This is a genomic window from Caballeronia sp. AZ1_KS37 (assembly GCF_023631165.1).
Classification (GTDB): domain Bacteria; phylum Pseudomonadota; class Gammaproteobacteria; order Burkholderiales; family Burkholderiaceae; genus Caballeronia; species Caballeronia zhejiangensis.
The window spans coordinates 1-22,473 of sequence record NZ_JALQDP010000048.1; the positions used below are offsets into that span (position 1 = coordinate 1).

Genomic DNA, 22,473 nt, shown 5'->3' on the forward strand with positions numbered 1-22,473 from the left:
GCGCACGGGCGCGATCATCGGCGGCGCGCTCGGCGGCGGTGCGGGCACGGCGGCAGGCAACGCCATGGGCGGCCGCGGCGGCGGTCTGATCGGCGCGGCGCTCGGCGGCGGCGCGGGCGCGGCATTGGGCGGCAATGTTTCGCGCTCGAATTCGTACGCGGACGACTACAGCCGCGGCTATAACGGCCATCGCGGCAAGCATCACAAGCATCATCGCCACGACTGACGTTCACGCGTCGGCATGCTGTCTGCGCGCGCCTTTCATCGCATCGAGCACGGTCCTTGAATGCGATGGATGCGCGCAATGATCACGCACGTCGCAGAGGCGCCGCTTTCGGCGTCCGCGCGCTCGCGCGCCGCTTCGCCGGCCCGAGCGCGCATCCAAACGCAAAGCGACGCGTCCTCACCCTGCGCGGGTGCGTCGACTAAGGCTTCAAAACCACCTTGATGCACCCGTCTTGCTTATCGCGGAAGGTTTCGTACATCTGCGGCCCGTCCGCCAGATTCATCCGGTGCGTGATGACGAAGGACGGATCGATCTGTCCTTCTTCGATGCGCTTGAGCAAGTCGTCGCTCCATCGATTGACGTGCGTTTGTCCCATGCGCCAGGTGAGACCTTTGTTCATCGCCGCGCCGAACGGAATCTTGTCGATCAGTCCGCCATACACGCCCGGCACCGAGAGCACGCCCGCCGGACGACACACGTAGATCATCTCGCGCAGCACATGCGGCCGGTCGGATTCGAGCATGACGGCCTGCTTGATTCGATCGTAGATGCCGTCGAACGAGCGCGTCGCGTGCGACTCCATGCCGACGGCATCGATACACTTCTCGGGGCCTTTACCTTGTGTCAGATCGCGCAAGCGGTCGAGCACGCTTTCGTCCTTGAAGTTGATCGGGATCGCGCCCGCCGCCTGCGCCATCGCAAGCCGCTCGGGAACGTGATCGATGACGATGACCTGTCGCGCCCCCAGCAATATCGCGCTGCGGATCGCCATCTGTCCGACGGGGCCCGCGCCCCAGATCGCGACGGTGTCGGTCGGTTCGATTTCGCAATTGACCGCGGCCTGCCATCCAGTCGGGAAGATGTCGCCGAGAAAGAGCACCTGTTCGTCGGAAAGGCCATCGGGAATCTTGATATGGGTCTTGTCCGCGAACGGCACGCGTACGTATTCGGCCTGTCCGCCCGCATAGCCGCCTGTCAGATGCGTGTATCCGAAGAGGCCGGCCGTCGTATGACCGAAGAGTTTGTCGGCGGCGTCCTTGTTCCGGTTCGAGCGTTCGCAAACGGAGAAATTGCCCCGCTTGCATTGATCGCATTCGCCGCAGATGATCGTGAACGGCACCACGACACGATCGCCCACTTTGAGGGCGGTGTTATCACGGCCGACTTCGACCACTTCGCCCATGAATTCGTGACCCATCACATCGCCCGATTCCATGCCGGGCATGAAGCCATCGAACAGATGGAGGTCCGAGCCGCAGATCGCGCAAGTCGATACCTTGATGATCGCATCGCGGCCGTGCTCGATCACGGGGTCCGGAACGGTGTCGTAACGGATGTCTTTCTTGCCATGCCAGATGAGTGCCTTCAAGGTCGCCTCCTGCGGATTGATCCGATCGTCGGATAGGTGCGTCGTCGCTGCCATTCGACTTGCGCAACGCGTATTCCCGCCGAGGCATGGCACATGCACATGCACGCTTGAACGATTCCTCCGACATCAAGGATAAAGCGCGATGACAAACGGTATGGCCGACCTCTTCCGGCGTCTGACGGCAGGCGTCCATGTGATCGGCGTGGCGGACGGCGCGACGAAGAACGCGTTTACGGCGAGCTCCGTCATGCAGGTCTCGTTCGACCCGCTGCTCGTTGCGATCGCAATCAATCCGGCGCATGCGTCCTATCGGATACTGCAACGCGGACGCGCGTTCTCCATCAACGTGCTGCGTTCGGATCAGCAGACGTTGGCCGCGCACTTCGGGACACAATCGGGCCGCACGATCGACAAGCTGTCGTCGACGCCTTGGAAAACCGGCCGAAGCGGCGCGCCGATACTGCCCGATGCGCTGGCGTATTTCGACTGTCAGGCTATCGGCGATATCGAAGCCGGGGATCATCGCCTCGTGACAGGCAGCGTGATCGACGGTGCGGTGCTTTCTCCCGAAGCGCAGCCGTTGATCTATGCCGCGACGGAAGATCTGGACCGGAGCGCGCAGCTCTACGCCGAGTCGTTCAACGAATCGAAGTAGAAGTTACGGTTGCGGCGGCTGTACGTTGGAGGCGCTCAGGCCGCCGTCTACCGGCGCATCGCGCCGGTGACGAAGCGCGTCGCATGCTGGGTCGAGATTCGTTCATGGATCGATCAGGGAAAGCGGGTTCTCATTTCAGATCGGCCGGCACCTTGCCGCCGTTCTCCGCGAGCTTCGTCATGACCTGCTTGTGCAGCCAGATGTTCATCGTGGCGGAGTCGTCGGTGTTGCCGGTGTAGTGCAGTTCTTGCGCCAGCGCCTTGCGCGATTCGAGACTGCTATCGAGATCGAGCAGCTTCAGCAGATCGACGATGGACGATCGCCAGTTCAGCGCCGCGCCGTTTTGCTGCTGCTTTTGCGTGAGGATCGCAATGACGTCCACTTCGGGCAATGGCGTGACCGGTGGCCGTGCAGGCTCGACGCCGGGCGTTGCGGGCGTGCCGGCGGCGCCGCTCGCCGAACCCAGAGGCGTGCTGGTCGGATTGCCCGATGACGTCGTGCTCGATGGCGGCGCCGCATTGGGTGCCGCAGGCGGCACGGTCCCGCCGGAAGCGGTCGCCGCCGGATGGTCGTGCGGAAAGATCTTGTTCAATATGTTCGAGAAGATGCTCATGTTTTCCTCTGTGCGTCAGTGATGTCGATGTTCCGCGCATCGCGCATCGAGCGTGCCGCGCGTCTCGTCATGCGACGGGCCCGTGCACGAAGTAACGAAGCAACGGCGCGAAGGTCATCGCGTCGGTCGGCTTCGCGCAAAACGCGTCGAATCCCGCTTGCTTCGCGCGTTGCAGATCGGCCTCGCTTGCTGCCGCCGAATGGGCGATAAGAATGGTCCCGGACGTGTTCGCGTCCGCGCGAAGGCGGGCGGCGACTTCGAGCCCGGACATGTCGGGCATCCAGATATCCAGCAGGACGACTTCCGGTTTGCATCGCGTGGTCGCGTCGATTGCGCCGAGGCCGCCGTAGACGGCATCGGCATCGAATCCGCACACGGCCAGAACCATGCTGATGGCGTCGGCCGTGTCCACATAGTCGTCGACGACGAGCACGCGCGGCGTGCCGGGCGCGGTTTTCGTTCTACGTGTCCAGATCGCGCATTTCGGTACCAGGTATTCGCTCACGGCACTCATGATTCGTTGGCGCATCGATAACGCTCGAACGGCGCTGCCCCGAGCCGGAGCAGCGCCGCGGGTCTTACACTTCGTTCGCCTTTCCAGCGCCCAGGTCGGCGCCGGTGGTCGGATCGGCGGACGGATCCGAAGCCGTGCGCGATGCCATCGCCTGCAGCACTTCGACATCGCGTTCGGTCACGGTCACGGTGGCCGCTCCGTCGCCGCCATCGACGGCCGGTTGCGGATCTTCGACGAACTTCCAGTCGCCGCCTTCGTTCCACGGCCCGCGCGCGTCATTGCCCTTCGACATGTTGAAGTACACGCTCGTGAACTCCGGCTCGCCCGGCAGCTTGCCTTGCGGGAAGTTCGGCTGAATCGAATGAAGCGCCTTTTCAAACGACTTCTGATGCGCGATTTCGCGCGTCATCAAAAAGCCCAGCGCTTCCTTGATGCCCGGATCGTCCGTCACGTTGATGAGACGCTCATAGACGATCTTCGCGCGTGCCTCAGCGGCGATATTCGAGCGCAGGTCGGCCGTCGGTTCGCCGATGGTGTCGATATAGGCAGCGGTCCAGGGCACGCCCGCGGAGTTGGTGAGGGCAGGGCCGCCGCCATAGAGCAGCGCGGTGGTGTGCGAATCGTTGCCGCCGCCCGTGAGCGAGCGATACAGCTCGGCTTCCGATTCCACTGCTTCCGCGAGCTGGCCCTTTGCGCCCTTGTTCAGCATCGCGACGATCGAGCCGATCACTTCGAGATGGCTCAGTTCTTCGGTGGCGATATCGAACAACAGGTCCTTGCGGCCCGGATCGTCTTCGCCGACAGCTTGCGTGAAGTACCGGCACGCGGCAGCCAGTTCGCCCTGCGGCCCGCCGAACTGCTCGAGCATCAGATTGGCGAGACCCGGATTGGGCGCGCTCACGCGGACGGTGTATTGCAGACGCTTGTTATGCACGAACATTGCATGGCTCCTTTTAGGGCGCACGAAACCCTTCACGGTCCCGGCGCGAATCATCAAGGTTGGACGGTTATGCTCGCAGCGACCAAGAGGACGTCGAAGGCGTCGGTTACGGTCATGCTGCTGCAAGCCTCAGCGCGATGCATCGCGCTGGCGTATCGCGGGGGAAAGCCGCGTCGTGGAATGGAAGGCCGGCTGTCCGGATCGAGTCCGCGGCATCGGCCTGAATGGGACTCAGCAACGCGTATGCCACGCGATTCAACTGACTTCGAAGGAGCGGGCATCGACGATGCTTGATGCCGAACGGATGAATCAACGGAGACAACCATGAACGTCAAGTCGCTTATGGGACGAACCTTCGCGTGGCCCGCACGCACGTTCAAACGTTTCAGCGCGGATCGTGCTGCGCCGATGGCCGCGAGCATCGCGTTCTATTCAGCGTTCTCGCTCGCGCCGACGCTCGTCATGGTGATCGCCGTCGCCGGCATCGTGTTCGGCGCGGAGGCCGCTCGCGGTCAGCTCTTTCATCAGATCAACGGCATGCTCGGCAAGGATGCCGCCGCGAGCGTGCAGGCGATCGTCGAGCACGCGCATCAGAGCGGCGGAAGCGGCATTGCCGCGGTGATCTCGTTCGTACTGCTGGCCGTGGGCGCATCGGCGACGTTTTCATCGTTGAACACGGCGCTATCGATCATCTGGCCGAAAAGCGGCAGAGAAAAATCGGGCGTCGCCACGCTCGTCAAGGTTCGGCTGATCTCCTTCGGTCTCGTGATGGGCGTCGCGTTCCTGCTGATCGTGTCGCTCGTGCTGGACACCGCCGTGCAGGCCGCGGGCAAATGGGTGTTCGGGGAATCGCCGCTCGTCGTCATCGGCGACATCGTGCAGTTCGTGCTCGGTCTCGCGATCCTTTCGTGCGCTTTCGCCGCGCTGTTGAAGTATCTGCCCGATGGTCACGTACCGTGGCGCGATGCGCTCGTAGGCGGCGTTATCTCCGCGGTGCTGTTCTCGGTCGGCAAGAAGCTGTTCGCGCTCTATCTCACGCATGCCGGGACCGCGAGCGCATTCGGCGCGGCCGGCTCGCTCGCCGTGCTCCTGATGTGGCTGTATTTCGCGGCAGCCGTCATGCTGCTGGGCGCGGAAGCCGCTGCAACGCGAGTCGAGGCGCGCGAAGGCAAGACCGACGAATCGAACGAGAAGCGCGAGCCTCATGCAGCGCCGGCGACGAACGTGCCCGCCACGACACGTCCGCAAACCGCGCCCGCGATGCAAACGCGCCCGAGCGTCGCGCCGAACGGTTCGCCGGTGATCGCGAAGGTAATCGGTGCGGTAAAAGCGAACCCGAGTCGATTCGCAATCGCCGCGGCAGGCGCGACGCTCTTCGTGTTCGCGAGGGGCGGACATCGACATCACACGGAAAGACGTTACTGAGCAACTTCGGCACGGCGGATGCTGCGAAACGCGTGAGCGTTCGGCAAGGAGCCACACATGCAAGGGCATTTCGACGACCTGATGAAGCGGGCCATCTATTCAGGCTCCGCTGCGGGACTGGCTTCGGCTTGCGCCGCGTCGACCGCGGCCGTTCGCGCGGGACACGAGCCATACGCGGCGATCAACGCCGTATCCCATTGCTTATGGCCGAGAGCAATCTGGCATGAAGAACCGAGCTTCAGATACAGCGCGTTCGGCGCAACCATTCACATGGGAAGCGCGGCTTTCTGGGGCGTGTTGTTCGAGTCGTTATGCGGACCGCGTTCCCGGCCGGCGACGATCGTCGCCGCCGCCGCGACGACCGCGCTCGTCGCCTATGTCGTCGATTACCACGCCGTGCCCAAACGAGTCACGCCCGGCTTCGAAGCTCATCTGTCGAAGCGCTCGCTCGCGATGACCTACGTCGCGCTCGGCGCGGGCTTCGCGATCGCGGCGCTGATTCGCGGACGCGCGGCGCGCTGAAGGCATCGGCTGTCATCGCCATTTGTCCATCACACAGGAGCACACGATGAACAAGGATCAAAGGGAAGGGATCAAGGAACAGATCAAAGGCTGGACCGATACGGCCATCGGCACCGTGACGGGCAATGAAGATCGCAAGGTGAAAGGCGATGTCGAAATCACCAACGGCGCCAATCGCAAGGACTATGGCGATCAGAAGGACAACATCGAAAAGGGCGTGGAAGACCCGGGCGATCCGACCAACGAGTAATCGATAGCGCGCAAGCGTTGAAACAAGAGTGGCCGTATGGTGCGGCCGCCGTAACCGTAAGGAGCATCGAACATGAGCACGCCATCCCAGCAAAGCGGACGGGACCAGAAGCCCTCCGACGACGAAACCTTCACCACCGATGTCTCCGAAACGGACGACGAAGGCACGACCGTGCGCGAAGCCGAAGTGCGGAAGGACGACCTTTCCGAAGTCAAGCCGAACGAGGGCGCGGGCACGCCGGAGTAACGTACGTCATTTGTGGATGGTCGCGCGAAACGATCCCACGTCGTTGGCCGTGACCGGGCGCGCGTCGTTGCCCCACGACGCGCGCACATACGTGAGCACTTGCGCGATCTGTACGTCGGTGAGGCGTCCGGCGAAGGGCGGCATCGCCTGACGTGGCGGGCCGTGGATCGTCGCGGGGCTGTTGCCGCCTTCGACGAGCAGCCGGATCAGCGAGGTCGTATCTTCGCTGATGACCGAGGGATTGCCCGCCAGCGCGGGAAACGCATTCGGCACGCCCTTGCCATCGCTTCGATGACACTGTGCGCAAAACCCCGCATAGACCGCCGCGCCCTGTTCGGGCGCAACGTCGGGCGCGCGCGTCTTGAGACGTCCCGGCGACGCAAGCGACGGATCGAACACGCCGTCCGCCGCGCCGGTCGCGGGCAGCGTCTTCAGATAGACGGCGATCGAGCGCAGATCGTCATCGGTCAGGTATTGGGTGCTGTCCTCGATCGTTTCGACCATGCTGCCGAATGCGGCCATGCCCGCGCCGTGGCCCGTCTTGAGAAACGCGGCGATATCGTCCTGCGCGATGCGCCCGAGCCCCGAGCCGGAATCTCCGCGCAAATTCGGCGCGAACCAGTTGTCGTTGACGCCGCCGGAGAGGAACGTTTTCGATGACTCGTCGTATCCGCGTTCCTGATATGCGATCCCGCGCGGCGTGTGGCACGAGCCGCAATGCCCGAGCGACTGCACGAGATAGGCGCCGCGATTCCAGCTCGCATCGCGATTGGCGTGCGGTTCAAACCGCTGCTTCGGCGCGAACGCCATGCGCCACAGAGGCAACGCCCAGCGCTGGTTGAACGGAAAGGGTACTTTCGTTTCCGGCGGCCGGTGATTCACGGGCGGCACGCCATGCATCATGTAGGCGTAGAGCGCGCGCAGATCGTCGTCGCTGATCTTCACGAACGCCGGATACGGCATCGCGGGATAAAGCCCCTTGCCGCCCGGCGCGACGCCCTCGCGCAACGCCTTCGCAAAGTCCTCGTAGCTGTATGTGCCGATGCCCGTCTCGCGATCCGGCGTGATGTTGCTGCTGACGATGGTGCCGAACGGCGACGTCATCTCGAGCCCGCCCGCATACGGCGCGCCGTTCGAGGGCGCGGTATGGCATCCGGCGCAATCGGCGGCTTTGGCGAGATACGCGCCGCGCGCAATCAGTTCGGGCGATGGCGACGCCCTGTCGTCCGCCATGACGGCGAGCGGCCACAGAAGCAGAACGGAGAGGAAGCGGGATACGTTCATCGTTATTGGTGATACAGGTATGCGGCGATGTCACGCGCATCGATTTCGCCGACGCCGAGATCGGGCATCGCGCTCTGCGGTGAAATGCGCTGCGGAAAGCGGATCCATGTCTGCAGATTCTCCGGTGTGTTCGGCAGCTTGCCCGCGACATAAGCCCGCTCGCCGATGTTTTGCAGCGTCGGTCCGACCTTGCCGTAAGCGCCCGGCACGCCGTCGATCCGGTGACACGCGCCGCAGCCGTAACGCTGGATCGCATCGAGGCCGTGTCGCGGATTGCCGCCGGTGATCGCGTCGGCCGAAGGCGGCTTGTCCTGGCAAGCGGCGAGCGTAGCGATCAGAAGGAGCGCGATTGGAGTCGTGTGCATGTGCTCATCCTTCGCTGGCCACGTCGGCGACGGCGCGCGGCGGCGGCCGCCGCATCAGCCAGCGCGCGCCGACGAGCAATCCGCCGATCAGATACGCAAGCCCGCCCGGAACCCACATCACCAGACCGCCGAGTTGCTGATCCTGTAAGGGATCGAAGCCGAGGGCGCGCGTCGTCTCGATGCACGACGGATACCAGACACCCGGCGCGAGCGTCAGCAGCGCACCGAGCGCGCCGGTGTGGACCATCGTCGTGAAGAGGGAAAGCATCGCGTGGGCATTGGATGCGCCCTGCGCTTCCGATGCGCGGCCGAACACCGTCCACCAGAACAGCAGCGCGCTCGCCAGAAAACTGGCGTGCTGAAGCGTGTGGATGCCGGGGCGCGCGAGCGCCGCCTCGAAGAAGCGCGGCGCGTGCCAGCACCACAGCGCGGCGGCGTGCAACGTCCACGCGACGACGGGCAAGGTCAGGAAGCGCCATGGCAGTTTGATCCAGCGTGAACGCGTCGCCGCGCCGATGCGCGCTCTCGCGTTCGCGGGAAACGCCCAGAGCCACACGGCGAGCGGCCGGCCGATGACGAGCAGCGGCGCGGCCACGAGCATGAAGAGCTCGTGCTGCAGCATGTGCGCGGAGAAGAGCCATTCGCTCAATGCGTGCAGCGGCGAAACCAGCGCGACGACGAGCGTCGACCATCCGGCGGCGAACGCGATCAGCTTCGCGGTCCGCTCGCGACGGCCTTGCGCGCCGCGCTTGTGCAGCTTCAGATAGCCGGCGAGATAGAGCGTCAGGCTCGCCGCCAGCACGGCGACGATCCACGGCTCGAACGTCCACGCGAGCGGCGATGCCTCCGTCGCTGCGACGTGGGCATACGCATCGGCGGACGACAGGAGCACGCAAGGCAGCGCGCATTTCAGCAGGCGGACAGTAGCCATTGCGGTATCGAAATCGCGATCACGGAAAGCACCGACAGCGCGCCCACACCGGCCGCCACCGCCGCGATGAAACCGGCGCGTGCCGGACGGTCGCCGGTATCGGGCGTCGGCAGGGCGAGCTTACGCCGCGCGTCGCGCCAGCGCTGCCATGCGAGCAGCGTCGCGGCCACGCAGACGATCGCGCTCGCGCCGCTCACGCCGTCGAGCAACGCATGGCCTCCGAGCCGGCACGCGGGCGTCACCAGCGCGTAGTTCAAGCTGAGACAGGCGAGAACGATGAACGGAGCGCCGAGCAGCGCGAGCCAGGTTTTCATAGCCGCGCCGCCCAATAGATGACGCCGTAGATCGGCAGCCAGCTCAACACGACGAAGTACCAATAGAGCGCGTTTTCGCTGACATCGACGAGCCGCTTGCCCTCGAACGGCCCCGCAAAGAGCAGCACCGTGAGCACGGCCGTATCGACGGTATCGGTGATGAGGTGAGTCGTGTGCAGACCGAGCAGCAGCCAGATGACCGAGCCATACGCGTTCGCGTACCAGCTCACGTTGAGCGATGCGAATTCGAATCCGCGTATCACGAGGAAAATCACCGATGCGACCAGGCACAGCGCGAGCCAGATCGCCGCTTTCCGGCGATCGCCACGTTCCGCCGCGTTCTTCGCGAGCTGGTTCGGCCACAGGCTGGCGAGCAGCACGACCGTGTTGAGCGTGCCCCAGAAAAGACGCGGCGGCTCGGCCGCCATCGGCCAGGCGGGGGCGCGCGTGCGCAGATAGAAGACCATCATCACCGCGATGGCGAACACCGTGCCTTCGATCAGCATCAGGCCGGCCGTGCTCCACCACATGAGGCTGCGGTGACTGAAGGCGAAGGTCGGCAACGCGCGCACGTCGAGCACGAGCTCGCCGGTGCCGTGCGCTTCGCGGCGCGTTTCGGCGTTCATGGCCGGCGCTCCCGCGCGACCGCGAGCCGGTTCTCGCCGCGACTCGGCCAGAACCAGCCGATCATCGCCACGGCGACCGGCAGCGACGCCCATACGATCGCCCACGGCGTGTAGATCGAGCCGATGAACAGAATCGTCGTGGCGACGGCGCTTGCGAACGGCCACAGAGAGGGCGTCGGAAACATCGGCCGATGATCGGGCTGCGCATCGAGCACGCTCGTCACGAGCACTTCGCGCGCATCGGCGGCGAGACCCGCGACGAAGGCCGGTTGCGCGGACGGCTCCCACAGCGGATCGCGTCCGTGCACGACCGGAATCGCATCGAAGTTATGCGGCGGCGGCGGCGACGGCACGCTCCATTCGAGCGTGCTCGCGCCCCACGGATCGGCGGCGGCGCGTTCGTCGCTGCGCATCGTCTTCACGACATTGACGATGAAAAGCAGTACGCTCAACGCGATCATGTAAGCGCCGATCGTCGCCGTGAAATTCATGCCGTCCCAGCCCATGCCGTGCGGATACGTCCACACGCGCCGCGGCATGCCTTCGAGTCCGAGCAGATGCATCGGAAAGAAGGTCACATTGAAGCCGATGAAGAACAGCCAGAATTGCCATTTGCCGAGCCGCTCGTCGAGCAAGCGTCCCGCGAATTTCGGAAACCAGTAGAAGAACGCGCCGAAGAGCGGAAACACCGCGCCGCCGAGCAGCACGTAATGCAGATGCGCGACGACGAAGTACGTATCGTGAACCTGGAGGTCGAGCGGCACCGACGCGACCATGATGCCGGTCATGCCGCCCATCACGAGAATGAAGAAGAACGCGAGGACGAACAATAGCGGCACGCGCAGATTGAGCTTGCCGGTCCATAGCGTGCCGATCCAGCAGAAGATCTGTATCGCCGATGGAATCGCGATCATCAGGCTCGCCGCCGTGAAAAAGCTCTTGCCGAGCTCGGGAATGTTCGTCGCGAACATGTGATGCACCCACAGCCCGAAGGCGAGGAACGCCGTGGCGATGAGCGAAAGCACCATCGCCGGATAGCCGAATATCGGGCGGCGCGCGAACGTCGGAATGATCGACGAGATGAAGCCGAGCGGCGGAATGAAGATCAGATACACCTCGGGATGGCCGAAGAACCAGAAGAGGTGTTGCCACAGCAAAACGTCGCCGCCCTTCGCCGGGTTATAGAAATGCGTGCCGACGAGGCGGTCGAGAATCAGCGCTGTGCTGCACAGCATGACGGCGGGCATCGCGAAGATCACCATGAACTGCGTGACGAGCGTCGCCCAAACGAAGAGCGGCATGCGGTTGAGCGACATGCCGGGCGCGCGCAGCTTGAAGATCGTCGTGATGAGAACCACCGCTTCGAGCAGGCCGGAAAGCTCGGTGAAGGTAATCATCTGCGCCCAGATGTCCGTGCCCTTGTTCGGCGAGTAGTCGGGACCGGCGAGCGGCACGTAGCTGAACCAGCCGGTGTTCGGCGCGGTGTTCACGGCGAGCGCGGCGAACAGCAGCAAGCCGCCGAACAGGAACACCCAATACGCATACGCGTTCATGCGCGGAAATGCGATGCTGCGCGCGCCGATCATCAAAGGCACGAGGTACGCGGCGACGGCCTGCATCACCGGCACGGCGAAGAGGAACATCATCGTCGTGCCGTGCATCGTGAAGAGTTCGTTGTAGAGGTTCGGGCCGATCAGCCGCTGATCCGGACGCGCGAGCTGCGTGCGCATCGCGAGTGCGAGCAAGCCTGCGAGCACGAAGAACACGAAGGTCGTCACGATGAAGCGTCGCGCAATCGTCTTGTGATTGACCGCGCTCAACATGCCGATGAAGCCCGGCGGATCGCTCCAGGTTTTCGCGAGCGCATCGCGCACTTCGGGCGATGCGTGCGGACCGTCTGTCAGCGGTGCTTCACTCATTTGAGCGTCTCCATCCAGACGAGCAGCGCTTGCAGATCGGCGGGCGGCAGGCGCGTCGGCGGCATGACGGTGCCGGGCTTGAGCGCGCGCGGATCGACGATCCATCCGGCGAGATTGCCGCGATTGTTGGAAAGCGTCCCGGCCGCGATGAACTGCCTGCTCGCGACATGCGTGAGATCGGGGCCGATCGTGCCTTGCGCTTCGGTGCCGCGCACGGTGTGACAGCGCGCGCAGTCCTGGCTCATGAACACGTCGCGGCCGCGCACGGCGATGTCGTCCGATGGCGCGATGGACGGCTGGCGCTGACGGGCCGCCCACGCTTCATACTGCGCAGGCGGATCGGCGATGACCTGAAACGCCATCAACGCGTGTTCGTAACCGCAGAACTCGGCGCATTGTCCGCGATACACGCCCGCCCTGTCCGCGCGAAACTCGATGGTCGCATCGCGGCCGGGAATCATGTCTTTCTTGCCATGAAGATTCGGCACCCAGAACGTGTGGATCACATCGGCGGCTTTCAGCGACACGACCACCGGCCGTCCGACCGGCACATGGAGTTCGTTGGCGAGCGTGAAGCCGGGCGCGTCGCCATCGTTCGCGTAGCGCACTTGCCACCACCATTGATAACCCGTCATCTCGATGCGCAACGCGTTGTCGACGGGCAGGCGCGAGAGCGCGCGGTCCGTGAGGACATCGGCGAGAACGAGACCGAAGAGCAGAAACGTGGACACGCCCGTCGCGGCGACGACCCAGAAGCGCACGCGCGGCTCGCGATGCCCGACGGCGGAGAGATCCGCAGGCGTTGCGCGATTCGCGCGAGGCGCGCGCATCATCGCGATGAGACACGCGAGCAGAATCGCCGCGAACACAACGCAGCAGACGGCCAGCGTCAGATGCCACAGGTCGAGAATGCGGCTGGCTTGAATGCCTGCGGGCGTCAATGCGCTTTGCATGGGTGCATCGTCTCTATGGACAGAAAGCGGACGTGCGACCTGATTAGCAATCGCCGTGCCGCACGCTGACGCGAGACGAGGGCATGACGGATGCTGTTTCTCTCATCGCGAGAACAGCGTGATTCAGACGGGAGAATGTCATGACCAAGGTAGCCGATGTAATGACACGAGACGTGCAGGCGATCGCGTCGGGCGACACGATTCGCCGCGCGGCCGAGCTGATGGACGAATTGAACGTGGGCGCGCTGCCGGTATGCGACGGCACGCGGCTCAAGGGCGTCGTGACGGATCGCGATATCGTGGTTCGCGCGGTATCGGCGGGCAAGGATGCTTCGTGCGCCGTGCAGGAAGTGGCGAGCGAGCCGGTGGAATGGTGCTTCGAGAGCGACGATATCGAAGACGCGATGCGCCGGATGGAACGGTTGCAGATACGCCGTATGCCCGTCGTGAACGGAGAAAAGCAACTCGTCGGGATGCTTGCGCTGGGAGATATCGCGACATGGTCGGACGGCGAAGTTGCGTCGACGCTCGGCGCGATATCGACGCCGTCCGTGCCGAGTCGCGATGAACCGAAATAGCGTCGTGTCGAAGTCCGTCCGAGCGGTACGGGATTTGCTCGCGTTGCGACAGGATGCGCGTCCCTTCAAACACCGGGAGCCGGCCGCAATCGGCCGGAATCGACAATGCTGTTTCTGTTCGTCGAAGATGATGCAAACGTCGCCGCGGCTTTCGCCGAACTGGCCGCCTCGCTCGGCCATCACGCGGACGTCGCGCGTACCGGCGGCGAGGCGCTGCGCATGACAGGCCAGACTCGCTACGACTCCGTGTTCATGGATATCGGCTTGCCGGATATCGACGGACGCAAGCTCTGCGAATTCGTGCGCTGCGCGGGCGCATCGACGGAGGCGTGCATCGTCGCGGTGACCGGTACGCGCGGATTCGACATGGATTCATCGCGTCAATTCGACGGCTATCTGCGCAAGCCCGTTACCGCATCGGAACTCACGGATGTCATCCGAAGCTGCTGAGGCGCCGTGCGTGCGACGTTGCGCGGATCGCGCGGCTACGTATCCTGCATAACATTCGCTTGAGGTGAGCGACGCTACGATCGCAGCACGACAACGCACGTGCGCCTTCATGAACCGATACTTCACCAACACGCAGGGCGCCATCCGCCGCATCATCGATCTGAAGCGCAACGGGCCCGAGGCGAGCCGCGCGAACGTCGTCGGCCAGCAGAAGGACGGCAGGGAAGTCCAAGGACTCGAGCAAGTGCTTCTTCACTTGCGCATCGGACGCATCGCCCATTTCACTTGCAGCAGTTCATATGTTCAGGAGATCGTCTTCGTCAGCTAGCGACGAAGACGGCATTCGTTAGCGTCCCCTGATCGCATAGAGCCGCGTCGGTAACGCGACGGGGCTTTGCGGATCGAACCAGTTCATGTCGGGAATGCGCGAATCCGTGACGTAGATCGTGCCGTCCGCGCCTTCCGAGAACGTGTCGGGCCAGACGAGACGCTTGTCGCGCAGCAGCGTCGTGAAGCGATCGCCGTCACGCACGCGGATCGCGTGATGTTCGACCGACGACACGTAAAGCCGTCCGCGCTCGTCGAACCAGAGACCGTCGGCGGGACCGTCGATGCCGACCGCTTCGACGCGCGACGAAACCTGCTGCGCGCTCAACTGCGCGTTCTGAAGCGCGTCGGTCGCGATGCGATACAGCGTCTTGCCCTTCACCGCCTGCCAGTACAGATAGCGCCCATCGGGCGTCAGCGCGATGCCGTCGGCGGAAAAGCTCACGCGCCGTCCGTCGGTCTGCTGCAGCGGCTTGCCGTCGACCATCACGGTCACGCTCTTGTCGGCCTGCGTGCTCGGGTCGCCGTCGAGCACGCGGCGCGCCGAGCCGGACGCCGTATCGACAACGACGATCGCGCCGCGTACGCCCGAATCGGTGATATAGACGAAGCGGCCGTCCGGGCTGATGCGGACATCGTTGAGATAGCTGCCTTGCGGCGCGATCGTTTCATCGAACGAATAGACATGCGCGACGCGGTTCGATGCCAGATCGATCTGCACGAGCTTCGGCGCGCCCGGCACGACGAGCGACTGCGCCGGCGCACCCGGATCGATGACCCACAGATTGCCGCGCTTGTCCGCGACGACGGACTGAACGCAGACCCAGTGATCCTGCGGCGTGACTTCATCGCGACGTGAATTGCGCCAGCTATTCCAATCGGCATCGGGATAGGGGCGCAGGTCGCCGGTGCTGCCGAGCTCGGCGACGGATATCGGCGCGTCTTCCGTCCAGCGCGGAAAGTTGACGAAGGTGCGGCCATCGGGCGTCACGGTAACGCCGGTCACTTGATGCTCGAAGGTCGCGACGAGCTGAAGCCTGGCATCGCCGCGTTGCCGGTCGTGTCGGCTGGCGGTTTCCTCTGCGCTGGCCATCGGCGAGAGGGCGGCGAGGCTCAGAACGAGGAGGGTTTTGACGAGCGGTCTCATGATCGGCTCCGATTCGGGGATGCGCCATTTCAGCAATCGCAATGCCGTGGCATGGGCACAGGCGATGCTCGCATCGTGCAAACCTCTCAGCGACTCAAGCCGAATTGACAATCATACGAAGACGCCCCCGACGCATCGGCCGGTTCGATGCGCTGCGCATGTGCGTGCAATCGCTCATCGCGAGCGTGCTGACGTATGCGTGCATGAATTTCATCGGTTCATCCAGTACAACGTGGGGCGTTTTTTCCAGTCTGTTCGCGCTGCAGGTGAGCTTCGACCGCAGCCTCAAGTACGGCGTAGGCCAGATGATCGGCGCGGCAATCGGCACCGTGGTGGGCCTCGCGACGCTGCATTTCTTTCCCGATGCCGCCGATGCCTTCCCGCGACTCGGTCTCGCGACGCTCGTCACATGCCTTGCGTCGACGCTCTTCCCGACGACGAACTACAGCATCGTCGTGGCGGCGGCGCTCGCGCTCGAACCATCGGCGGGCGTTGCAGGCGCGGTGTCGCGCGCCGAAGCGATCGCGCTGGGCGCGGCCATCGGCATCGGTGTGTCGTCGAGCGTGTGGCCGCAACTGTCGCGTTCGCGCGCCTTCGAGATCATGGGCGAGCTTCTCGATGACTGCCGTGCGTTGCTCGCGACGATGCCGATCCTCGGTCCGCTCGAAAACCGCGAACGCGTCGATGCGCTGCATGAGCGCTTTCTGCGCCATCTCGTCGAAGCGCGCGCGGTCTGCGGCGAGACGCGCGTGCGTGCGCGCTTCGAAACCGGATCGTCGCTCGGCGCCGCGCTCGTCGCTTTCGAAACGCTATGGCATGGACTGGTGCTGCTCGATCGCATCGGGCAATCGCAATGCGGCTGGCTGACGAACGAGGAAACGGAGCCGCTCGCGGAGCGCATCGAACTCGTGCGCGATTGCGCAAGCGGCTATCTGCAGGCACTGGCTGCATGGATGCGCGGCGGCGCACCGCTGCCGCCTGCCGAACGCTTCCTCGGGCCGCTGAACGATGCGTCCGCTGCCGTCCAATCGGATATCGCGAACGTGATTCTCGGCTACGCGAACGACTCACGGCAGTTGCAGGCGTTGTCGACGCTGTCGTTCGCACTGGAACAGATCAAGGCGAATCTGGCGAATATCGCCGGCGTGCTGGAAACACGCTTCGATCGATCCGCGTAAGCCGTTTGCAAGACGACGGCACACCATCTGCTCTGTCTTCCGACCACCTACGGCAATCGGATATGAGCAAGAACAGCAAAGCGAACAAAGGCATGCCCGCGCCCGATGACCGGCAGGCGCTTCTGACCGAACTGCGCCGTTGCAAAATGGCGCGCTCGCCGCACGCGTACGTCAGGGGCAATACCGAACGATTCTATGAGTGGGTGATGGAGGCGAACGGCGATTCGTTGCCTCGCGGCCCGGCGGTGTGGATTTGCGGCGACTGCCACACAGGCAATCTCGGACCGATTGCCAATGCCAAAGGCAAAGTGGAAATCCAGATTCGCGACCTCGATCAGACGGTGATCGGCAACCCGGTGCATGACGTCGTTCGTCTGGGCTTGTCACTTGCGACGGCTGCGCGCGGATCATCGTTGTCGGGGCTGAACGTCGTGCGAATGATCGAGGCGCTGGCCGCAGGATATGAATCGGCATTCGCGGATGAAGTCATCGACATCAAGCGTCCCGAACCCGTTCACGTGACGATGAAGGAAGCCGTGCATCGATCGTGGCAGCATCTCGCGCGCGAGCGCATCGAGGACCTGCATCCGACGATTCCCTTGGGCAAACGCTTCTGGCCGCTTGCCGGAGACGAGCGAAAGGCGATCGAAGCGCTCTTCGCCGATGAGGACATCGCAAGCCTGCCGACGAGCCTGAAGGGACGCAAGGATTCGGGCGAGATCGTCGTGCTGGACGCGGCGTACTGGGTGAAGGGTTGCAGCTCGCTCGGCCGTCTGCGTTATGCGGTCCTGCTCGATGTCGATGGTGGCGTCGTCGAAGGCGACGACCTGTGTCTGATGGACATCAAGGAAGGCGTGAAGGCCGCCGCGCCCCGTTACGACGACGTCGCGATGCCGCGCGACAACGCCTTGCGCGTCCTCGAAGGCGCGCGAAACCTGTCGCCGTTTCTCGGTGAACGCATGCGCGCGGCCCGCCTGCTCGATCGCGGCGTGGTGATCCGCGAGTTGTTGCCGCAGGACATGAAACTCGAGATCGAGCAACTCGGCAAGGATGACGCGATGCACGTCGCGCATTATCTCGCGGGTGTCGTAGGCAAGGCGCATGCGCGTCAGATGGACGACGCAACGAAGCGCGAGTGGCGAGCCGAACTCGGCCGCAATCGATCGAAGACCATCGACGCGCCGCTATGGCTTTGGAACAGCATCGTGCAGTTGGTGAGCAGCCACGAAGCGGGCTACCTCGAGCATTGCCGCCGTTACGCGACCGACGCGTGAGGGTACGCATCGCTTCAAAGCATCGGCATATGCAGATGATGCGGATCGGCCATCATGTCCGCCACGCGCCTTAGCGCTTCGCGGCAATCCTCGCGATCCTGTGGCCCGCCGAGACACAGCCGCAGCGCATTCGGCGGATTGCCATCGGTAGAGAACGCGGCGCCGGCCACCGCGCCGATGCCTTGATTGCGCAACTGCAACGCGAGTTCCGGCGCGCTCCAGTCGGACATCGAAGGCACGGGCAGCCAGAGATGAAACCCTTGCGGATCCGCGTCGAAGGCGAGACCTCGAAGCTCCGCCGACGCGATAGCCTGCCTCGCCGCCGCTTCATCGCGAATGGAATCGAGCACGTCGGCGGCGGTGCCATCGTTGATCCATTGCGTTGCGAGCAGCACGGTGAACGGGCTCGGCATGACCGACGTCGCCCGCAACGCTCCCGCGATGCGCTGAGTCTGCCGCGACGTCGGCGCCTTCAGATACGCGACACGCAACCCCGCGCCAAGCGTCTTCGATAAGCCGGTTACGTGATACGTCAGTTCGGGTGCGAGTTCGGCAAGCGTGGCGGGTGCATCGCAAGGCAACATGCCGTAAGGCTCGTCCTCGATGATCGGGACGTTATAACGCAAGGCCACATCGGCCAGCGCTTCGCGCCGCTGCCGCGTCAACGTCAACGTGCTCGGATTCTGCAAGGTCGGATTGCAATAGAAGCCGCCGGGCTTTTCCGTTCGGCACAATGCCTCGAACGCATGCGGCAGCGGCCCTTCATCGTCGCGCAACACGGCTTGCAGACGCACGCCCAGTTGCGATGCGATCGCCTTGATCCCCGGATAAGCGAGCGAATCCAGACAGATCATTTCACCCGGCCGCGCAAGCTGCGAAACGAGCGCGACGAGCGCGCCATGAATGCCGGGACAGACGAGCACGGTATCGACATCGACATCGGGAATGCGTGCCTTGAGCCACTCGCGGCCCGCAACGCGATCCGCCGTCGTGCCGCCGAAATCCTGATAGCGCAGCAACTGAAACGGATCGGCGCGTTCCATCAGACTCGCCGCCGACGCACGCAGCCGCGCCGCGAGCGCCGGCGGTTCGGGTGGCATGTTCATCGACATCTCGACACTGCTGCCGCCCGCGAGCGGCAAGGTCTGCGTCCTGCCGCGCACGAACGTGCCGCTGCCCGCGCGTGAATCCAGCAGGCCGCGTTTGCGCGCTTCGGCATACGCGCGCGCGACGGTCGTGTAGTTGAGCCCGAGCAGATCGGCGAGGTCGCGCAGACCGGGCAGCCGGTCTCTCGGACGAAGCCGGCCGCTCGCCAAGTCTTCCTCGATCAGATCGGGAATCGTCAGATAAGCGGGCTTTCTGCTGTCTTCGAGCTTCCTGACCCAGTGATGCGCAAGCTGATTCATGACCGCGATGTCTCCGGCGATGGTTCGGATGACCTTAGCATGACAAAACAATCGATCGAAAAGAGATCGCATGCGCTGATCGCACTTGATTGCATTGATCGCATCGATGCACGGCTTCGGTGTGCCGCGCACCATGCACACGCTTTTCTGCGCTGAAATCGTGCGTGGGGCAGGCGGGCATGAGCGAGGCGGCGCGTCGCGAAGGCCCGTGAATCAAGGCTTCCGCAAAAAATTTTCGCTTCGCGCATGCAAGATCGTTTTGCTTGATTGCAAAGTGATTGCATTTCGCGGGCCAATCATTGGCATATCCGTTGCGTTTTAGCGTTCGCCGTCGCGATGAATGCGATCGACCACGATCGAGAGCGACGGCTCGTTCGCGAACCCATACATCGGAGAATGCCATGCCCGCAGTCAATCAACCGCTTCACAAGAACGGCGACTTTCTGGTCGACTACGAAGAGAAAGTCTTCGAGGATGTGAAGGCCGAACCCGGCGAAAAGGCGCTCGTCACGTTTCATACGGTTGCGTTCGAAGGCTCGATCGGCTTCGTGAACATGCTGCAGGCCACGCGTCTGCAACGCAAGGGTTTCGATACGTCGGTGCTGCTCTACGGTCCCGGCGTCACGCTCGGTCTGCAACGCGGTTTTCCGACGCTCGGCGACGAAGCCTTCCCCGGCCACCTCAACTTCAACAAGCAACTGCAGAAGTTCATGGCCGAGGGCGGCAAGGTGTACGCGTGCCGCTTCGCATTGCAGGCGCTTTACGGACACGGCGAAGCCTCGCTGATCGAAGGCATTCGTCCGATCAACCCGCTCGACGTGCTCGATCTCCAGTTGCTTCATCGCAAGGAGAATGCGCTCGTCATCCATACGTGGACCGTGTGACGATCATGGCCGATGCCCTTTCGAAAAAGCGCATCGTGCGCGCCGCCGCCGTGCAGATCACGCCGGACTTCGAGCGTCCGAACGGCACGCTCGACCGCGTCTGCACGGCCATCGACGAAGCCGCGGCGCAGGGCGTGCAACTCATCGTGTTCCCCGAGACCTTCGTGCCGTATTACCCGTATTTCTCGTTCGTGCGCGCGCCGGTGGCATCGGGCGCGGATCACATGAAGCTCTACGAGGAAGCGGTCGTGGTGCCGGGGCCGGTCACGCAGGCGGTGGCCGAACACGCGCGGCTCGCGAACATGGTCGTCGTGCTCGGCGTGAACGAGCGCGATCACGGCAGCCTGTACAACACGCAGCTCATCTTCGATACCGACGGCAAGCTGCTGCTCAAGCGCCGCAAGATCACGCCGACGTTTCATGAACGCATGATCTGGGGGCAAGGCGACGCAGCCGGCCTCAAGGTCGTCGAAACGGGCGTCGGACGAGTCGGCGCGCTCGCGTGCTGGGAGCACTACAACCCGCTCGCGCGCTATGCGCTGATGACGCAGCACGAAGAGATCCATTGCAGCCAGTTCCCCGGCTCGCTGGTCGGTCCGATCTTCGCGGAGCAGATCGAAGTGACGATCCGCCATCACGCGCTCGAATCGGGCTGCTTCGTCGTCAACGCGACGGGCTGGCTCACCGATGCGCAGATCGAAGCCGTCACGCCCGATCCGAATCTGCAACGCGCGCTGCGCGGCGGCTGCAACACGGCGATCGTCTCGCCCGAAGGCCAGCATCTCGCCGAGCCTTTGCGCGAAGGCGAGGGCATGGTGATCGCCGATCTCGACATGGCGCTCATCACGAAGCGCAAACGCATGATGGATTCGGTCGGTCATTACGCACGGCCCGAACTGCTGAGCCTCGCGATCAACGATCGCCCGGCATCGCCCGTCACTTCCTTCAAGGACACCGAACACGATGAGCGCCCGAGAGAACCTGCCGGCATCGACACGGCAATTGATGACTGAGCTTCAGTCGACGGGCCTGCGGCTCGTCGATCCGCGCGCGGGCGTGTCGAGCCGGCGCGGCGGCGCGGGACCGTCGGATCACAAGGCGGTCACGGTCGATGGCGTGACCATCATGGTGCCCGTGCATACGAGCACCGCGTGGGAATCGCCGTTCGTCGCCGGGGAGCCCGATGCGAACGGCAAAAGCGCGCTGATGCGCAACACCATTCCGATCGCGAGCATCAGCTTTCCGAAGGCGCCGCGCTTCTATGCGATGCAGACGCTCGACGGCGTGCCTTACTCGCACATCGCGACGCTGCATAGCGCCGACGTGCTCGCGACGACCGTGCTGCAAACCTGCATCCGCTACGAGAGCCGGCGCAAGTCGTGCAAGTTCTGCGCGATCGGCCAGTCGCTCGCGGCGGGGCGCACGATCGCGCGCAAGACGCCGGAGCAGCTTGCCGAAGTCGCGCGCGCAGCCGTGCTTCTCGATGGCGTCAAGCATATGGTGCTCACGACCGGCACGCCGCCCACATCCGATCGCGGCGCGCAGATCCTTTGCGAAAGCGCGTTCGCGATCAAGGCCGCGGTCGATCTGCCGATCCAGGCGCAATGCGAGCCGCCCGACGACGATCGCTGGTTCGAGCGCATGAAGGCAAGCGGCATCGACACGCTCGGCATGCATCTCGAAGCGGTGACGCCTTCCGTGCGCGAACGCATCATGCCGGGCAAGGCGACGGTGCCGGTCGCGCGTTACATGGAAGCCTTCGAGGCGGCGGTCGCCGTCTTCGGACGCGGACAGGTGAGCACGTACATTCTCGCGGGGCTCGGCGACAGCGCGCAGGCCATCGTCGATACGGCGCGCGAGCTCATCGCGCTCGGTGTGTATCCGTTCGTCGTGCCCTTCGTGCCGATCAGCGGCACGCCGCTCGAAGATCATCCCGCGCCCACGCCCGAATTCATGCGCTCGGTGCTGGCGCCCATCGGCGCGATGCTCGCAAACGCCAACATGCGTTCCGCCGATATCAAAGCGGGCTGCGGCAAATGCGGCGCGTGCTCGTCGCTTTCTTCGTACGAGGTGTGAC

At 64.0% G+C, this 22,473-nt stretch carries 26 protein-coding genes and 1 pseudogene; 14 read left to right on the forward strand and 13 right to left on the reverse strand.

Annotation, left to right across the window (positions count from 1 at the left end; all coding sequences use genetic code 11):
- Positions 1-226 (forward strand): annotated as a pseudogene (locus tag NCS00_RS32325) (hypothetical protein); the annotation flags it as partial.
- A gap of 199 nt (positions 227-425) precedes the next feature.
- Here the strand turns inward: NCS00_RS32325 and NCS00_RS32330 are convergent.
- A complete protein-coding gene (locus NCS00_RS32330; RefSeq protein WP_008345760.1) occupies positions 426-1,595 on the reverse strand; it encodes a zinc-dependent alcohol dehydrogenase in 1,170 nt (389 codons plus the stop codon).
- Positions 1,596-1,737: 142 nt separating this feature from the next.
- Here NCS00_RS32330 and NCS00_RS32335 point away from each other — a divergent pair, with 142 nt between their 5' ends.
- Positions 1,738-2,250: a flavin reductase family protein gene (locus NCS00_RS32335; RefSeq protein ID WP_250442196.1), complete on the forward strand. Its 513-nt coding sequence runs from the start codon at positions 1,738-1,740 to the stop codon at positions 2,248-2,250.
- A 130-nt stretch (positions 2,251-2,380) separates the two neighbouring features.
- On the opposite strand, the gene NCS00_RS32340 is transcribed toward NCS00_RS32335, so the two are convergent.
- The 3 genes from NCS00_RS32340 to NCS00_RS32350 all read right to left on the reverse strand — a co-directional run bounded on the left by NCS00_RS32340 (position 2,381) and on the right by NCS00_RS32350 (position 4,317).
- Entirely contained in the window at positions 2,381-2,863 is a 483-nt protein-coding gene (locus NCS00_RS32340) for a DUF3597 domain-containing protein (RefSeq protein WP_175982181.1), read from the reverse strand.
- A gap of 67 nt (positions 2,864-2,930) precedes the next feature.
- Positions 2,931-3,377, reverse strand: coding sequence for a response regulator (locus tag NCS00_RS32345; protein WP_008345755.1), 447 nt, complete (start codon positions 3,375-3,377; stop codon positions 2,931-2,933).
- Between the two features lie 64 nt (positions 3,378-3,441).
- Positions 3,442-4,317 (reverse strand): manganese catalase family protein, encoded by an 876-nt coding sequence (locus NCS00_RS32350; RefSeq protein WP_008345754.1) that lies wholly within the window; start codon positions 4,315-4,317, stop codon positions 3,442-3,444.
- Between the two features lie 324 nt (positions 4,318-4,641).
- Here NCS00_RS32350 and NCS00_RS32355 point away from each other — a divergent pair, with 324 nt between their 5' ends.
- The 4 genes from NCS00_RS32355 to NCS00_RS32370 all read left to right on the forward strand — a co-directional run bounded on the left by NCS00_RS32355 (position 4,642) and on the right by NCS00_RS32370 (position 6,760).
- Complete coding sequence (locus NCS00_RS32355; protein WP_250442197.1) at positions 4,642-5,742, forward strand: YihY/virulence factor BrkB family protein; 1,101 nt, start codon at positions 4,642-4,644, stop codon at positions 5,740-5,742.
- Positions 5,743-5,799: 57 nt separating this feature from the next.
- Entirely contained in the window at positions 5,800-6,264 is a 465-nt protein-coding gene (locus NCS00_RS32360) for a hypothetical protein (RefSeq protein WP_008345752.1), read from the forward strand.
- 46 nt (positions 6,265-6,310) lie between these two features.
- Positions 6,311-6,514: a CsbD family protein gene (locus tag NCS00_RS32365; protein ID WP_008345751.1), complete on the forward strand. Its 204-nt coding sequence runs from the start codon at positions 6,311-6,313 to the stop codon at positions 6,512-6,514.
- A gap of 72 nt (positions 6,515-6,586) precedes the next feature.
- Positions 6,587-6,760 (forward strand): hypothetical protein, encoded by a 174-nt coding sequence (locus NCS00_RS32370; protein WP_250442198.1) that lies wholly within the window; start codon positions 6,587-6,589, stop codon positions 6,758-6,760.
- A gap of 6 nt (positions 6,761-6,766) precedes the next feature.
- Here NCS00_RS32370 and NCS00_RS32375 read toward each other — a convergent pair whose 3' ends face one another.
- The 7 genes from NCS00_RS32375 to coxB are packed head-to-tail and all read right to left on the reverse strand — an operon-like array spanning position 6,767 to position 13,152.
- Positions 6,767-8,044: a c-type cytochrome gene (locus NCS00_RS32375; RefSeq protein ID WP_250442199.1), complete on the reverse strand. Its 1,278-nt coding sequence runs from the start codon at positions 8,042-8,044 to the stop codon at positions 6,767-6,769.
- A gap of 2 nt (positions 8,045-8,046) precedes the next feature.
- Positions 8,047-8,409 carry a c-type cytochrome gene (locus tag NCS00_RS32380; RefSeq protein ID WP_175982177.1) on the reverse strand — a complete coding sequence of 121 codons (363 nt, stop codon included), beginning with the start codon at positions 8,407-8,409 and terminating at the stop codon, positions 8,047-8,049.
- 4 nt (positions 8,410-8,413) lie between these two features.
- Positions 8,414-9,340: a cytochrome c oxidase assembly protein gene (locus NCS00_RS32385; protein WP_250442200.1), complete on the reverse strand. Its 927-nt coding sequence runs from the start codon at positions 9,338-9,340 to the stop codon at positions 8,414-8,416.
- Positions 9,319-9,654, reverse strand: a complete 336-nt coding sequence (locus tag NCS00_RS32390) for a hypothetical protein (protein WP_033535647.1) — start codon at positions 9,652-9,654, stop codon at positions 9,319-9,321. The genes NCS00_RS32385 and NCS00_RS32390 overlap by 22 nt, the downstream gene beginning before the upstream one ends.
- Positions 9,651-10,280 (reverse strand): cytochrome c oxidase subunit 3, encoded by a 630-nt coding sequence (locus NCS00_RS32395; RefSeq protein ID WP_250442201.1) that lies wholly within the window; start codon positions 10,278-10,280, stop codon positions 9,651-9,653. Before NCS00_RS32395 ends, NCS00_RS32390 begins: the two co-directional genes overlap by 4 nt.
- Positions 10,277-12,199 (reverse strand): cytochrome c oxidase subunit I, encoded by a 1,923-nt coding sequence (gene ctaD, locus NCS00_RS32400; RefSeq protein ID WP_250442202.1) that lies wholly within the window; start codon positions 12,197-12,199, stop codon positions 10,277-10,279. The genes NCS00_RS32395 and ctaD overlap by 4 nt, the downstream gene beginning before the upstream one ends.
- Positions 12,196-13,152: a cytochrome c oxidase subunit II gene (gene coxB / locus NCS00_RS32405; protein WP_175982173.1), complete on the reverse strand. Its 957-nt coding sequence runs from the start codon at positions 13,150-13,152 to the stop codon at positions 12,196-12,198. The genes ctaD and coxB overlap by 4 nt, the downstream gene beginning before the upstream one ends.
- 140 nt (positions 13,153-13,292) lie before the next feature.
- On the opposite strand from coxB, the gene NCS00_RS32410 reads away from it, so the two are divergent.
- The 3 genes from NCS00_RS32410 to NCS00_RS32420 all read left to right on the forward strand — a co-directional run bounded on the left by NCS00_RS32410 (position 13,293) and on the right by NCS00_RS32420 (position 14,508).
- Positions 13,293-13,730, forward strand: coding sequence for a CBS domain-containing protein (locus NCS00_RS32410; RefSeq protein WP_033535648.1), 438 nt, complete (start codon positions 13,293-13,295; stop codon positions 13,728-13,730).
- Positions 13,731-13,835: 105 nt separating this feature from the next.
- Complete coding sequence (locus tag NCS00_RS32415; protein WP_008345740.1) at positions 13,836-14,180, forward strand: response regulator; 345 nt, start codon at positions 13,836-13,838, stop codon at positions 14,178-14,180.
- Between the two features lie 109 nt (positions 14,181-14,289).
- Positions 14,290-14,508, forward strand: a complete 219-nt coding sequence (locus NCS00_RS32420; RefSeq protein ID WP_250437860.1) for a hypothetical protein — start codon at positions 14,290-14,292, stop codon at positions 14,506-14,508.
- 18 nt (positions 14,509-14,526) lie between these two features.
- Here NCS00_RS32420 and NCS00_RS32425 read toward each other — a convergent pair whose 3' ends face one another.
- Positions 14,527-15,654, reverse strand: coding sequence for an L-dopachrome tautomerase-related protein (locus tag NCS00_RS32425; protein ID WP_051078957.1), 1,128 nt, complete (start codon positions 15,652-15,654; stop codon positions 14,527-14,529).
- 158 nt (positions 15,655-15,812) lie between these two features.
- Between NCS00_RS32425 and NCS00_RS32430 the strand changes: the two genes are divergently transcribed.
- Positions 15,813-16,832 (forward strand): FUSC family protein, encoded by a 1,020-nt coding sequence (locus NCS00_RS32430; RefSeq protein WP_250442203.1) that lies wholly within the window; start codon positions 15,813-15,815, stop codon positions 16,830-16,832.
- Positions 16,833-16,894: 62 nt separating this feature from the next.
- Positions 16,895-18,106, forward strand: a complete 1,212-nt coding sequence (locus tag NCS00_RS32435) for a DUF2252 family protein (protein WP_250437863.1) — start codon at positions 16,895-16,897, stop codon at positions 18,104-18,106.
- Between the two features lie 14 nt (positions 18,107-18,120).
- Here NCS00_RS32435 and NCS00_RS32440 read toward each other — a convergent pair whose 3' ends face one another.
- Positions 18,121-19,512, reverse strand: coding sequence for an aminotransferase-like domain-containing protein (locus NCS00_RS32440; protein ID WP_008345729.1), 1,392 nt, complete (start codon positions 19,510-19,512; stop codon positions 18,121-18,123).
- Between the two features lie 401 nt (positions 19,513-19,913).
- On the opposite strand from NCS00_RS32440, the gene NCS00_RS32445 reads away from it, so the two are divergent.
- Genes NCS00_RS32445 through NCS00_RS32455 form a run of 3 tightly spaced genes read left to right on the forward strand, consistent with a single transcriptional unit; the run spans position 19,914 to position 22,472 of the window.
- Positions 19,914-20,396, forward strand: a complete 483-nt coding sequence (locus tag NCS00_RS32445; RefSeq protein ID WP_008345727.1) for an MSMEG_0572/Sll0783 family nitrogen starvation response protein — start codon at positions 19,914-19,916, stop codon at positions 20,394-20,396.
- A gap of 5 nt (positions 20,397-20,401) precedes the next feature.
- On the forward strand, positions 20,402-21,409 hold the full coding sequence (locus NCS00_RS32450; protein WP_033535685.1) for a Nit6803 family nitrilase: 1,008 nt from the start codon (positions 20,402-20,404) through the stop codon (positions 21,407-21,409).
- Positions 21,402-22,472: an MSMEG_0568 family radical SAM protein gene (locus NCS00_RS32455; protein ID WP_008345724.1), complete on the forward strand. Its 1,071-nt coding sequence runs from the start codon at positions 21,402-21,404 to the stop codon at positions 22,470-22,472. Before NCS00_RS32450 ends, NCS00_RS32455 begins: the two co-directional genes overlap by 8 nt.
- Position 22,473 lies beyond the last annotated feature (1 nt).